This is a genomic window from Microvirga sp. 2YAF29 (assembly GCF_052114605.1).
Classification (GTDB): Bacteria; Pseudomonadota; Alphaproteobacteria; order Rhizobiales; family Beijerinckiaceae; genus Microvirga.
Genome location: NZ_JBFRFB010000008.1, coordinates 144,247 through 157,714 on the forward strand (window position 1 = coordinate 144,247; position 13,468 = coordinate 157,714).

General features: G+C 62.9%; 12 protein-coding genes. 7 read left to right on the plus strand and 5 right to left on the minus strand.

Annotated features, from left to right (window positions below):
* Position 1 precedes the first annotated feature (1 nt).
* Positions 2–769, plus strand: a complete 768-nt coding sequence (locus AB4Y85_RS12745; protein ID WP_441985273.1) for an ABC transporter permease — start codon at positions 2–4, stop codon at positions 767–769.
* Positions 770–849: 80 nt separating this feature from the next.
* Here the strand turns inward: AB4Y85_RS12745 and AB4Y85_RS12750 are convergent, their stop codons facing one another.
* The 3 genes from AB4Y85_RS12750 to AB4Y85_RS12760 all read right to left on the minus strand — a co-directional run bounded on the left by AB4Y85_RS12750 (position 850) and on the right by AB4Y85_RS12760 (position 4,394).
* Complete coding sequence (locus AB4Y85_RS12750; RefSeq protein WP_441985274.1) at positions 850–1,995, minus strand: CobW family GTP-binding protein; 1,146 nt, start codon at positions 1,993–1,995, stop codon at positions 850–852.
* A gap of 3 nt (positions 1,996–1,998) precedes the next feature.
* Positions 1,999–2,904, minus strand: coding sequence for an EamA family transporter (locus AB4Y85_RS12755; protein ID WP_441985275.1), 906 nt, complete (start codon positions 2,902–2,904; stop codon positions 1,999–2,001).
* Between the two features lie 122 nt (positions 2,905–3,026).
* Positions 3,027–4,394, minus strand: a complete 1,368-nt coding sequence (locus AB4Y85_RS12760) for a D-alanyl-D-alanine carboxypeptidase family protein (RefSeq protein ID WP_441985276.1) — start codon at positions 4,392–4,394, stop codon at positions 3,027–3,029.
* A 280-nt stretch (positions 4,395–4,674) separates the two neighbouring features.
* On the opposite strand from AB4Y85_RS12760, the gene AB4Y85_RS12765 reads away from it, so the two are divergent.
* A complete protein-coding gene (locus tag AB4Y85_RS12765) occupies positions 4,675–5,829 on the plus strand; it encodes a 2OG-Fe(II) oxygenase (RefSeq protein WP_441985277.1) in 1,155 nt (384 codons plus the stop codon).
* A 15-nt stretch (positions 5,830–5,844) separates the two neighbouring features.
* Here AB4Y85_RS12765 and AB4Y85_RS12770 read toward each other — a convergent pair whose 3' ends face one another.
* A complete protein-coding gene (locus tag AB4Y85_RS12770; RefSeq protein ID WP_441985278.1) occupies positions 5,845–6,423 on the minus strand; it encodes a TIGR00730 family Rossman fold protein in 579 nt (192 codons plus the stop codon).
* Between the two features lie 146 nt (positions 6,424–6,569).
* Between AB4Y85_RS12770 and AB4Y85_RS12775 the strand changes: the two genes are divergently transcribed.
* Positions 6,570–7,736 (plus strand): acetyl-CoA acetyltransferase, encoded by a 1,167-nt coding sequence (locus tag AB4Y85_RS12775; protein ID WP_441985279.1) that lies wholly within the window; start codon positions 6,570–6,572, stop codon positions 7,734–7,736.
* 128 nt (positions 7,737–7,864) lie between these two features.
* On the opposite strand, the gene AB4Y85_RS12780 is transcribed toward AB4Y85_RS12775, so the two are convergent.
* The gene (locus AB4Y85_RS12780) at positions 7,865–8,131 is read right to left on the minus strand and encodes a BolA family protein (RefSeq protein WP_441985280.1); all 267 of its coding nucleotides are present in this window, start codon (positions 8,129–8,131) and stop codon (positions 7,865–7,867) included.
* A gap of 201 nt (positions 8,132–8,332) precedes the next feature.
* On the opposite strand from AB4Y85_RS12780, the gene AB4Y85_RS12785 reads away from it, so the two are divergent.
* The 4 genes from AB4Y85_RS12785 (at position 8,333) to AB4Y85_RS12800 (ending at position 13,464) form a co-directional block, all read left to right on the plus strand.
* A complete protein-coding gene (locus AB4Y85_RS12785; protein WP_441985281.1) occupies positions 8,333–8,956 on the plus strand; it encodes a J domain-containing protein in 624 nt (207 codons plus the stop codon).
* Positions 8,957–9,069: 113 nt separating this feature from the next.
* Complete coding sequence (gene cobS, locus AB4Y85_RS12790; RefSeq protein WP_441985282.1) at positions 9,070–10,059, plus strand: cobaltochelatase subunit CobS; 990 nt, start codon at positions 9,070–9,072, stop codon at positions 10,057–10,059.
* Between the two features lie 496 nt (positions 10,060–10,555).
* Complete coding sequence (gene cobT / locus AB4Y85_RS12795) at positions 10,556–12,454, plus strand: cobaltochelatase subunit CobT (protein WP_441985283.1); 1,899 nt, start codon at positions 10,556–10,558, stop codon at positions 12,452–12,454.
* Positions 12,451–13,464 (plus strand): esterase-like activity of phytase family protein, encoded by a 1,014-nt coding sequence (locus tag AB4Y85_RS12800; RefSeq protein WP_441985284.1) that lies wholly within the window; start codon positions 12,451–12,453, stop codon positions 13,462–13,464. The genes cobT and AB4Y85_RS12800 overlap by 4 nt, the downstream gene beginning before the upstream one ends.
* The last annotated feature ends 4 nt before the right edge of the window (positions 13,465–13,468 follow it).

Consider the following 13,468-nt stretch of genomic DNA (forward strand, 5'->3'; position numbering starts at 1 on the left):
CATGAAAAGCAAGAACCAACTCGCCCTCGCTCCTTACGTCTTCACTATCGGCTTCTTTCTGCTGTGGGAGCTCGCCTGCCACGTCCTCAAGATTTCAAGCTTCATCCTGCCCGCGCCCTCCACGATTCTCGCGGCCGTGTGGGAGTACCGCACTCAGCTTGCCTATCATGCGATGCACACGCTCTGGATGACCCTGGCAGGCTTCGGCCTCGCGGTTGGCTTCGGCCTGGTACTCGGCATGGTGCTGGGCTCGTCGCGTCTCATCAACGCGGGCACCTATCCGCTGCTTGTCGGCTTCAACTCGGTGCCGAAAGTGGCCGTGGTGCCGATCCTCGTATTCTGGTTCGGCGTCGGCTGGGTGCCGCCAGTGCTGACCGCTTTCCTCATCTCGTTCTTTCCCATCGTGGTGAATGTCGCCACCGGCATCGCGACGGTGGAGCCCGAGATGGAGGACGTGCTGCGCGCGCTCGGCGCTTCGAAGAAGGACATCGTGTTCAAGGTCGGCGTGCCGCGCGCCATGCCGTATTTCTTCGGCTCGCTCAAAGTGGCGATCACGCTCGCCTATGTAGGCTCCGTCATCGGCGAGCAGAACGCCTCGAATGTCGGCATCGGCAACCTGCTCACCCGTGCCTCCGCCGCCTTCGAGGTGCCGCTCGTCTGGGCTGCCCTCCTGGTGCTCGCGGTGCTCGGCGTGTTAATGTACGCGATCACGGCTTATGCGGAGCGCTCCATGACCGGCTGGGCGCAGCGCTCGCAGATGGCGGCTTAACGCATGATCCGGAACCAGCGGTCCGCGCCAGCGAAAAGTGGGAACCGGTTTTCCGAAAAGATCATGCGAGCTTCGAAGGCCTACCGCCTCAACGACAACGGGTTGTCCGAAAGCGCCGCCGCATCCGGTTGATCGATGGCGGGATTGCCGAGAAACGCGTTCCAGAGCTTTTCGACCGTCTCACGCTCCAGATCGTCCACGATGAAGACGATGCGGCTGCGGCGGTCCTCGCTTGGCCAGCGCGGCAGCACGGCGGGCATGTGGATCACATGCTGCACGCCGTGAATGACCACCGGATGCTCCGGATCCTCGGCGAGAGCCACGAGGCCCTTCACGCGCAGCAGCTTCGTGCCTTGCGATGAGCGCAGCAGGTCGAGGAACATGTCGAGCGTGCCCTGGCGGATGGGCTGGTCGCTCGTGAGGCAGAAAGCGCGGATGCGCTCGTCGTGCCGGTTCACATCGTGGTGATGATGATCGTGCCCATGATGGCCGTGATGATGGTGCCCGTGCTGATGGGCATGGCTTTCCCGCTCGGCCGCTTCCACGGCCTCCGTCTTCAGCCAATCGGCGACATCGGCGATCTTGCCGTCGATGCCGAAGAGGCCGCCGGCGATGATGTCTTCGACCGGCACATCCGCATCTAGAATGGACGCGCCGGGATTGAGCTGATGCAGGCGCTCGCGCAAGGCGGTGACGACTTGCTGATCGGACGCGAGGTCTGTCTTCGCGAGCACGATGCGCTCCGCGACGGCAGCCTGCTTCACGGCCTCGCGATGGGCGTCGAGAGTGGCGGAACCATTCACCGCATCGATCACCGTCACTACGCCCTCTACCGCGTAGCGCATGGAAAGATAGGGATGATAGAGCACCGCATGCAGGATCGGCGCCGGATCCGCGAGGCCCGTGGTTTCGATGATCACGCGCTTGAAAGGCAGGATGCGGTTGTTGTCGCGCTTGCGCAGAAGGTCCTCGAGCGTCGCGATCAAATCGCCGCGCACGGTGCAGCAGAGGCAGCCCGCGGAGAGCAGCACCATGCCTTCATCGACCGTCTCGACGAGCAGGTGATCGAGGCCGATCTCGCCGAATTCGTTCATGATCACAACACTGTCCTGCATGGCCGGGCTTTTCAGCATGCGGTTGAGGAGCGTCGTTTTTCCGGCACCGAGGAAGCCGGTGAGGATCGTGAGCGGGATCGGGGCGGGAGGGGTCATCGGCTTGTCCGTCATGCTTCAATCCGCGATGGGCACCAGGGGTGCGTTCTTCAAATGGCGCTGTTCCAGGAGAACGTTGGCGATGATGGCGGCGAGCACAAGGGCGCCACCCGCGATTTGCAGGGGCGCAAGGCTCTCCTGCAGGATGAGCGCCGATGAGACGGCCGCCACGACCGGCTCGGTGCAATAGATGATCCCGGCGGCAACAGCAGAGATGCGCCCCAGCGCCAGAAATTGCAGGATGAAGCCGAACATGTAGCCGCCGATGGTCAGGCCGACAGCCAGAGGCGCGAGCGCGAGCGTCGATGGCCCAGCAAGCTGCCCGGTCGCCAGGCTGATGAGAAAAGCGGTCGGCAGCACGATCACGTGAATCCAGAACACTTTCGCCACCACGCCGGTCCTGCGGCAGCGGGCGGCGGCGAAGAACTGGAACGCGGTCGCGACGCTGGCGCCGAAGGCGAGGGCTAGGCCGCGCCAGTCGAGATCACCGAGGGCAGGTCCCACGACCAGGATCACGCCGAGCGTGGCAATCGCCGCGACGCCGATCAGCGTCGGGGTGAGCCGCGTTCTTTCCACGAAGGGGCTGGCGAGCACGATCAGGATCGGGAAGGTGTAGAACACCACCGCTGCGACCGTGACCGGAATGAAGGCCACGGAGGAGAGGTAGCAGAGTCCTACCAGGGCTGTGGAGATGCCGAGCAGCAGGATCGTCCCTCGCTCCTCACGGGCCATGCGCAGCGACCAGCGCGCGGCAAAGGCCACGAGGGTGACCAGCCCCAGCATCAGCAGCACCCGGTAGACCACGATGGCCGAACCGCTGGCGCCCGCAAAGGATGCCATCCGTGCATAGACGATGTTGAAGCCGTAGAGGCTGGCGGAAACGAGGGCGAAGGCGAGGCCCGTGGCGTGGGTCGAACGCGGCATGTCACTTCATCTTGTCAGGCTCGCACCGTTCGCGCGGATCGGGGGTGAATGCAAGGACAAACCCGAGAAAGCAGAACGCCCGGCTGGAGGGCCGGGCGTTCTGGGAAAACAATGCGGAACGGTCAGTTCGCCGCCGATTTCGGCTTGGATGCGGCCTCGGCCTTCTGCGCCTTCGGCTTGGTGGTGGCCTTCTGTTCGGCGGGCTTCTTGTCGCCGGCTTTGCTCTGGCCGCTCACCGGCTTGACGGTGACCGTGACGCGGCCCTTGCCCTTGGTGGTCTTGGTGTCCTCGTCATCTGTGGCGTCGGACTCCTTGGACACGGCCTGCTTGGTTGATTTCTTCGGCGTCGCGGTCTTCTTCTTTGCGGTGCGGGCCTTTTCGGCAGCCTCCTCGGCTGCAGCCTGGGCGGCCAGTTCGGCCTCGCTCGGAGGATTCAGCCCGACCCAGACCCGCTCCGGCACCACGGCGGTGCGGGGGCCGAGCACGGTGCGCACGGGCTTCTGGGCGTCGCCCGCAAAGGCCATGACTTCGGAGGAGAAGAGATTCGGAACGCCTGTATCCTCGGACGCTACCGGCGTGCCCTCTTCCTCCTGGGGCATCGGGCCGCGACGGTCGCAGATCACCGGGCGCATGTCCGGGGGCGTGGTGTTGGCGGAGGCGGGCAGGGCGGCCAGTTCGGGATTGGTGAAGTTCACCTTGCTGTTGAAGCCGCGGTCGAACAGCTCCGCCGCCTTCATGGTGCGCTCGTTGGCGGAAGGCGCACCCATCACGACGGTGATCAGGTGGCGGCCGTTGCGGGTGGCGCTGGCCACCACGTTGAAGCCCGCCGAGCAGATGAAGCCGGTCTTCATGCCGTCGGCGCCGGGATAGCGGCCGATGAGGCCGTTGGTGTTGCGCATGATGCGGCGGCCGAACTGGACGGCGCCGATATGGAACAGATCCTGGTGGTCCGGGAACTCGCGCAGGAGCGCACGGGCCAGGATCGCCATGTCCTGGGCGGTCGTCTGGTTGCGCTCGTCGGGCAGGCCGTGCGGATTGGCGAAATGGCTGTTCCTCATGCCCAGGTGCTGGGCATGGGCGTTCATCAGCTCCGCAAAGCCGTCGATGGAGCCGCCGATATTCTCGGCGATGGTGGCGGCAATATCGTTCGCCGACTTCACCATCATGATCTTGAGGGCGTTGTCGAGGCGGATCTCCGTGCCTGGCTTGAAGCCCATTTTGGAGGGCGGCAGCGCGGCAGCGGTGTCGGTGACCGTCAGGAGCGTCTCCATGCTCATCTGGCCGCTGCGCACCTTGTCGAGGGCGACGTAAGCCGTCATCAGCTTGGTGATGGAGGCCGGGAACCAGGGGTCCGTGGCCTTCTCCGCATGCAGGACTCGGCCGGATTCGACCTCGACCACGAGGGCAGGTCCGCCAGCCGCCAGGGCCGGGCCGCTCACGAGGGCAGCAAAGGCGAAAGCGGTCACACGGAGGGTGCGGCTAACGTTCATACGGAACGACTCCTAAGGGCATCACACGACGGTCGGAGAGGGGATTTTAGAGTCCCGCTTGCTAGCTGGACTATATTTTTAGCGCCAAACCGTAGCTTTGACTAGGTGAATGGCGTGATCTCTACCCGCATGCCCTTGTTCTAACGAATTCCGTGGCAAGAGAGTGGCAAGAGCGGCGCGGTTTGAAGGATGAGATGGTTTTTAGTCCTCCTTTCTTGTCGCAACGGCAACCGGATGGTATCGAATATTATTGCATTCGCGCTCACATCGGAAATTGTTCATGGCCACGGATACCGCTCCATCCAATGAAAAGCCCACCTATCGCGACCTTCAGGTAGGCGATCCCGCACCGTGGTTCCACCAGAACTCGACCAGCAATCCGCAATTTCATTTCGAGACGGCGGCCGGTCGCTATCTCGTTCTTTGCTTCTTCGGTACGGCCTCCGACGAGATCGGACGCGCGGCTCTCAGGACCTTCCAGGAAGACCATCGGTCTCTCTTCGACGATGATAAGATCTCGATCTTCGGCGTAAGCGCGGACCCGAGCGACGAGAGCGAGAACAAGGCCACGCAGTCCATCCCCGGCATTCGCCATTTCTGGGATTTCGACGGCAAGGTCAGCCGCCTTTACGGTTCCGTCCCTCAAAATTCCACAAACGCCCAGGGCTCAGTTCCGATGCGTCGGTTCTGGATGGTGCTCAACCCGACCATGCGCATCCGTGCCATCTTCCCCTTCAGGGCGGACGGCAGCGACCGCGAGGAGGTCATGGCCTACCTGCGCGATCTGCCTCCCGTGGACCGTTTCGCGGGCTTCGAGATGTTTGCGCCGATCCTCATCGTCCCGGACGTGTTCGAGCCCGAGTTCTGCCGTCACCTGATCGGGCTTTACGAGAAGCATGGTGGTGAGGAATCCGGCTTCATGCGTGAGGTCAACGGCAAGACCGTGGCGGCGCACGATCCCAATCACAAGCGCCGCAAGGACTACACGATTGAGGATCAGAATTTGATCACTCAGGTCCAGCGCCGCATCATCCGCCGCGTGAATCCCGAGATCCAGAAGATTCATTTCTTCACGCCGACCCGCATGGAGCGTTACATCGTCTCCTGCTATGCAGCCGAAGACGGCGGGCATTTCCGTGCGCACCGGGACAACACCACCAAGGGAACGGCGCATCGCCGCTTTGCGGTGTCGATCAACCTCAACGCCGATTTCGAGGGCGGCGAGGTGAGCTTCCCGGAATATGGCCCGCGCAGCTACAAGGCCCCTCTCGGCGGGGCCGTGGTGTTCACGACCCCGATGCTCCACGCAGTATCGAAGGTCACATCCGGCCGCCGCTTCGTCTTCCTGCCCTTCCTCTACGATGAGGCGGCGGCGAAAGTCCGCGAGGCGAACAACGCCCATTTGGGCGAGGGCGTGGGTGGCTACAAAGCCTAATGGCGGGTCAGCCGTTCAGCGCTCCCCGGCCTTGATCCATTTATCGACTCGGGGCGGCTCGTAGGCGCGGATCGCGTCGATCAGGGCCGCCGGTTCGTCCTGCACGATCAGCATGGCGCGGTGAATGGGCTTTACGAAGCCGCGTTCCACCACGTCGTCGAGGAAATCCGCGAGCTTGTCGTAGAAGCCGGCGACATTGAGCAGGGCGCAGGGCTTCTTGTGATAGCCGAGCTGCGCCCAGGTCCAGACCTCGAACAATTCCTCGAACGTCCCGAGGCCGCCGGGCAGGGCGATGAACCCGTCGGAGAGCTCCGCCATCATCGCCTTGCGCTCATGCATGGAGCCGACCACCCGCAGGTCGCTTAAAGACGCATGCGCGATCTCCTTGTCGGCGAGGGCTTGCGGCATCACGCCGATCACGCGGCCGCCATTCGCCAGCACCGCATCCGCAACAGCGCCCATGAGGCCGACCGACGCGCCGCCATAGACAAGCTCGATCCCGTTTCGCGCCAAGGTCTCGCCGAGCAGGCGGGCGGTTTCGAGATAGACGGGATCCTGGCCCGCGCTGGAGCCGCAGAAAACACAAAGACGCATGAGATATGTCCGACGATTCGTTCTTGAGCCTCCATGGAGGCCCAAGCTGCGGCAAATTCAAGGGGCGCGAGCGCGCCTGGGCGGCTTGCCGAACGGTGCGAACCATTCCACCTTATGCTCAAGAAACAATTTATCAGGAGACGCTCATGACAGCCTGTATCGTCGGCTGGGCCCATACCCCCTTCGGCAAGCTCGATACGGAAACGGTCGAGAGCCTGATCACCCGTGTCGCCGGCGAGGCGCTGGAGCATGCGGGGATCGGGCCGGAGGATGTGGACGAGGTCGTGCTCGGCCATTTCAACGGCGGCTTCTCGCCCCAGGATTTCACGGCATCGTTGGTGTTCCAGACGAGCGACAAGTTCCGCTTCAAGCCCGCGACCCGGGTGGAGAATGCCTGCGCCACCGGCTCCGCCGCCGTGCATCAGGCCATCAAGACCATCGAGGCCAAACGCGCCAAGACCGTGCTCGTGGTCGGCGTCGAGCAGATGACGAAGACGCCGGGGCCTGAGATCGGCAACATCCTCTTACGCTGTTCCTATGTGCAAGAAGACGGCAACACGCCCGGCGGCTTCGCAGGTGTCTTCGGCAAGATCGCGAGCTCCTATTTCCAGCGCCATGGCGACCAGTCCGATGCGCTGGCGTTGATCGCGGCCAAGAACCACAAGAATGGCGTGGACAATCCCTATGCGCAGATGCGCAAGGATCTTGGCTTCGAGTTCTGCCGCGCCGAGAGCGAGAAGAACCCCTTCGTCGCCGGCCCCCTTAAGCGCACGGATTGCTCCCTCGTGTCGGACGGCGCCGCCGCCCTCGTTCTGGCCGATACGGAAACCGCGCTTCGCATGAAGCGGGCGGTTGCCTTCCGCGCCACGGCCCATGCGCAGGATTTCCTGCCCATGTCGAAGCGGGACATCGTCCAGTTCGAAGGCTGCGCGGAGGCCTGGCGCCGGGCCCTGGACCAGGCAGGCATCCAGCTCTCCGATCTCTCCTTCGTCGAGACGCATGACTGCTTCACCATCGCGGAACTCATCGAATACGAGGCGATGGGGCTCACGCCTCCCGGTCAGGGGGCGATAGCAGTCAAGGAAGGCTGGACGAACCGTGACGGCAAGCTGCCGGTGAACCCGTCCGGCGGCCTCAAGGCCAAGGGCCATCCCATCGGCGCGACGGGCGTGTCCATGCACGCGCTCTCCGCCATGCAGCTCTGCGAGGAGGCCGGCGGCATCCAGGTGCAGAACCCGAAGCTCGGCGGCATCTTCAACATGGGCGGCGCGGCGGTGGCCAATTACGTGAGCGTGCTGGAGCGGATCAAATAGACGCTTCTGCCGAAGCTATGCGCTTCACGACGTCACCGGCCTTGTGCCGGTGATCCCGATTGATTGATGCGTATCGCTTTTCGGATCGGGATGGCCGGGACAAGCCCGGCCATGACGAGAGGGGAGCCTTACTCCCCCGGCGCCTTGGCCTGAATCGCCAGGGCGTGCAGACCTCTGTCGAAGGCTCCTTTCAGAACGTCGTTCACAAGGCGGTGACGCTCCACGCGGCTCTTGCCTGAGAAGGCGTCCGACACGATATAAAGACGGAAGTGAGTTTCACCCCCCTCCCTCCAGCCTCCATGGCCGCGATGCTGCTCCGATTCGTCGGTGACGGTGAGCGCGGAGGGCTGCAACCGCTCCTGCAGATTCTGTGTGATCCAATCGGTTAGGGTCATGCTGCCTCCAGCATCGGACCCAAAAGTGGACTTGCACTTCTGGGACGAATCCGATGCTTTCTCCTTTAGTTAGAACATCGGTCCGGCAAAAACCGGATCCACTTTTTGCACGATGCTCTTGTAAACCTTTTTGAACGGGTCTGCGGCGAAAAGCTCTCAGGCCTTGGCTGAAGGCTCCTAGCCCCTCATAATCGCTGAATCATGGATCTCAACTCGCCTTTTTTCGACCGTATCCGGATCAAGTCTTCCAGCGACGAACCGCAGGAGGTCAAGGGTCCTGTCTGTGAGCACCCCGCCTGCAAGGCCGCGGGCGAATTCCGCGCGCCCAAGGGGCGGGACCGGGAAGGCCAGTATTGGCGCTTCTGCCTCCAGCACGTGCGCGAGTACAACGCCTCGTACAACTATTTCACCGGCATGTCCGATTCGGCGGTGGCGGCCTACCAGAAGGATGCCGTCATCGGTCATCGCCCCACCTGGGCCATGGGCGTGAACACCTCCGGCAAGGATGAGGGAACCAAGGGCGAGACGCGGGATTGGGCCTATGTGGACCCGCTGGGGATCCTCCGGGGTGAGGATTTCACCAAGACCAGGGCCCGCCGGAGCAATCCGGAGCCGAAGCGTCCCCGCTATTCAGGGGCGGTGCGCCGGGCGCTCGACATCCTGGGTCTCGACGAGACCGCCGATGGTCCTGCCATCAAGGCTCAATACAAGGCCCTGGTGAAGCGGTTCCACCCGGACGCCAATGGCGGCGACCGTTCCTTCGAGGAGCGGCTGCGGGATATCATCAAGTCGCATGATATCCTGAAAAGCGCCGGTCTGTGCTGACCCATAAGACTTTTCTGCAGGTGACCCCGGCTTTTTAGGAAATTGCGCCGCGCAGCCATGGGGTTTAAGAAGCCATGGCATCAACGAAACAAACATCCGACCGAGAGGCCCCAATGACGGCACAAACCGATACAACGACCCGCCTGCCGGATATGAAAGTGTCCGTGCGACAGGTCTTCGGCATCGACTCGGATCTCGAAGTGCCTGCCTTCTCGCAGGCCGAAGAGCATGTGCCCGATCTGGACCCCGATTACCTGTTCGACCGCGAGACGACGCTGGCCATCCTGGCGGGCTTTGCCCGCAACCGCCGCGTAATGATCACGGGCTATCACGGCACCGGCAAATCGACCCATATCGAGCAGGTGGCAGCCCGCCTCAACTGGCCCTGCGTGCGCGTGAACCTGGATAGCCACGTGTCTCGTATCGACCTCGTCGGCAAGGACGCCATCGTGCTTCAGGACGGCAAGCAGGTCACCGCCTTCCAGGACGGCATCCTCCCCTGGGCGCTCCAGAACAACGTCGCTCTCGTTTTCGACGAGTACGATGCGGGCCGCCCGGACGTGATGTTCGTGATCCAGCGCGTGCTGGAGCAATCGGGCAAGCTCACGCTGCTCGACCAGAAGCGCGTGATCCGTCCTCACCCCGCCTTCCGGCTGTTCGCCACCGCCAACACGGTTGGTCTCGGCGACACTTCGGGCCTCTATCACGGCACGCAGCAGATCAACCAGGGCCAGATGGACCGCTGGTCGATCGTCACCACCCTCAACTACCTGCCGCACGACAAGGAAGTGGACATCGTCCTCTCCAAGGCGAAGCATTACCAGCAGAATCCGGAGGGTCGCGACATCGTCAACAAGATGGTTCGTGTGGCCGACCTCACCCGCTCGGCCTTCATGAACGGCGATCTCTCCACCGTCATGAGCCCGCGCACGGTGATTACCTGGGCCGAGAACGCCGAGATCTTCGGCGACACTGGCTTCGCCTTCCGCGTGACGTTCCTCAACAAGTGCGACGAGCTGGAGCGCGCGCTGGTCGCCGAATTCTACCAGCGCTCCTTCGGCAAGGAATTGCCGGAGAGCGCCGTGAACATGGTGCTGAGCTGATAGAAAATGCCGGTATCTGGGAGGCTTTTGACAATAGGTGGTCTAATTCTTGTTAGTGCTGCCTTTGTCTACGAGACCTCACATCGGTTTAATCAGCCAGATGGCTTCAAAAAGCTCGATACCGAAGAATTTCTTAAATGCCTACAAGCGAATATAGGCCAAACCATTGAACTGATGGGCGAATATCCGAACCAGCCGAGAGATCCCTTTCTAGATATGGACCCGACCTATAGGGTTCACCTCTGGAAGAAGTCCAATTTCCGCACAGTATCGGAAGTTACGTTTGAGGGACTGTTCACGGGTGGAATTTCAGCGCCTGATGCTTTCGAGCGGAATAAGGTGTCGTATGGTGCTCTTTCGGGATATGCCGTGCCTACACTACGCGCAGATACTGACGCGGAGCGAGTTTACGTGCTCACGTTCCTTGAGGGTGAACACAACCGAATTCCGACGTGCAGCCTCGTTGAGGCGGTAAGATCATAACGATTGGGGTGTTATGTCCATCTCGAACCGCAAGCCGGGTGAGAAGAAGGAAGCGCCGGCGGAGCCGCTGAAGCGCTCCATCGCCGGCGCCATGAAGGCCATCGCCCGCAAGCCCGATCTCGAAGTGGCCTTCGCCTCCGACCGTCCGGTGCTCATGGGCCAGGACAAGGCTCGCCTGCCCGAGCCGCCCCGGCGGCTCACCGCGAACGACGTGGCGATCCTGCGCGGCAATGCGGATTCCATGGCACTGCGCCTCGCCTGTCACGACACGAGTCTTCACCGCCGCCTTGCGCCCGAGGGTCAGGCCGCCCGTGCGGTGTTCGACGCGGTCGAGCAGGCGCGCGTGGAATCCATCGGCTCCCGCCGCATGTCGGGCATTTCCTCCAACATCACGGCGATGCTGGAAGACCGCTATCATCGCGGCGGCAAATATGAAGAGATCACCGACCGCGCGGACGCGCCGCTCGAGGACGCGCTGGCGCTCATGGTGCGTGAGCGCCTGACCGGCGCGAAGCCGCCCGCATCCGCCGCCAAGATCGTCGATCTCTGGCGCGACTTCATCGAGGAACGCGCGGGCCGCGACCTCGACAGCCTGCTCAAGAACATCGACAATCAGCGCGACTTCGCCCGCGGCATCCGCGAGATGCTCTCCTCCCTCGACATGGCCGATGATGTGGCCCTGGATGAGGACAACGAGGAGAACGAGGAAGACAACGAATCCGAACAGCAGGAACAGCAGGGCGAGGGCGAATCCGAACAGGAATCGCAAGGAGACCGGGCTGATATCGAAATCAGCGAGGATTCCAGCGACGACATGGAGGACGGCGCGACGGAAGAGGCCGATGGTCCTTCCGGCGAGCTGCCCGAGGAAGCCGAAGAGGCCGATTCCGACGAGGCCGGAGAATCCTGGCGTCCGCCGTCCCGTGCCAACGAAGCGCGCGGGCCCGACTACAAGGCTTATTCCCTCAAATTCGACGAGGTCATCCACGCAGAAGACCTGTGCGATGCCGACGAGCTGACGCGCCTTCGCGCCTATCTCGACAAGCAACTCGCGCATTTGCAGGGCGTGGTGGGCCGCCTCGCCAACCGCCTTCAGCGCCGTCTCATGGCGCAGCAGAACCGGTCGTGGGAATTCGACCTCGAAGAAGGCACGCTCGATCCCGTACGCCTGCCGCGCATCATCATGGACCCGTTCCAGCCGCTGAGCTTCAAGCAGGAGCAGGACACCAATTTCCGCGATACGGTGGTAACGCTGCTCATCGACAATTCAGGCTCCATGCGCGGACGTCCGATCACCGTGGCGGCCACCTGTGCCGACATCCTCGCGCGCACGCTGGAGCGCTGCGGCGTGAAGGTCGAGATCCTCGGCTTCACGACGCGGGCGTGGAAGGGCGGACAGGCCCGCGAGATGTGGCTGCAGAACGGCAAGCCCGCCAATCCGGGCCGCCTCAACGATCTGCGCCACATCATCTACAAGTCGGCCGACGCACCCTGGCGGCGCGCGCGCAAGAATCTCGGCCTGATGATGCGCGAAGGCCTGCTGAAAGAGAACATCGACGGCGAGGCGCTCGACTGGGCGCACAAGCGCCTGCTCGGCCGCCCCGAGCAGCGCCGCATTCTGATGGTGATCTCGGATGGCGCGCCGGTGGACGACTCGACGCTCTCGGTCAATCCCGGCAACTACCTCGAAAGGCACCTGCGCTACGTCATCGAGGAAATCGAGACCCGCTCTCCTGTCGAACTCATCGCCATCGGCATCGGCCACGACGTGACGCGCTATTATCGCCGCGCCGTGACCATCGTCGATGCGGAGGAACTCGGCGGCGTGATGACCGAAAAACTCGCGGAGCTGTTCGAGGAGAACGCGCAACCTTCGCGGGGCGCGGCGCCTCGACGCCGGGCGCACGCGTGAGGCTGCTCAGCCGGCGCAATCTGCTGATCGGCGGTGGTGTCGCCACCGCCGCCGCTTTCTTAAGCGACAAGATCGCGCTCGCGCAGCGCCCGCAGGCCTTCGGCAATGCCACACCCGTCGTGGTGCGGGCCGAGCCCATCAGCCGCCTCTCCAATACCGACCCCGACCGCAACCGCTTCGGCTCCCTGCTCTTCCGCTCCGGTCTTGACCTGAAATCGGAGACGTCAGCCTTCGGCGGCTTCTCGGGATTGTGGCGCTCGGCGAAGGGGCAGGATTTGATTGCGCTTGCCGACAACGCGCAGTTCCTCAAAGCTCGCATCGAAACGGCGGATGGCAGGCTGTCGGGGCTTTCCGATGCCATCATGGCGCCGCTGCTGTTCGACAATGGCAAGGCCCTGCGTCGGTCGCGCTATTACGACACGGAGAGCCTGGCCGTTTCAGGCAAAGCTGTCTTCGTAGGCGTCGAGCGAAACCATGCGGTCGTCCGCTTCGGACGCAACAAAGCCGGTTCCCCGATTGAAGGCGTCCCGATCTCGGTGCCGAAGGACATGAAGGGCCTGCCGTCCAACGGCGGGTTGGAGGCTCTTGGCGTCGCGCCGCAGCTTTCGCCTTTGGCAGGCGCACTCATCGGCATCGCAGAAGGCGGCAAGGGCTTTGTCCTTACCGGCTCGCGGCAAGGTACTTTCGAGGTCGTGCGCGCGAATGGCTACGACGTGACCGATCTCGCTTTCATGGATAATGGCGACATGATCCTTCTGGAGCGGCGCTTCTCGATATTCGGGGGCTTTGGCTGCCGGCTGCGCCGCGTGGCAAGCTCCGCCATTGGGGTCGGGGCTCGGCTCGAAGGTGATGTGATCTATGAGAGCGAGCCTTCGCATCACATCGACAACATGGAAGGCTTGGCCGTTCATCGGGAGGGCTCGGAGACCGTGATCTCCCTGATCTCGGACAACAACTTCAACACCAGCCTGCAACGTACTCTGCTGCTGGAATTTGCCCTTACGGCATGAGACT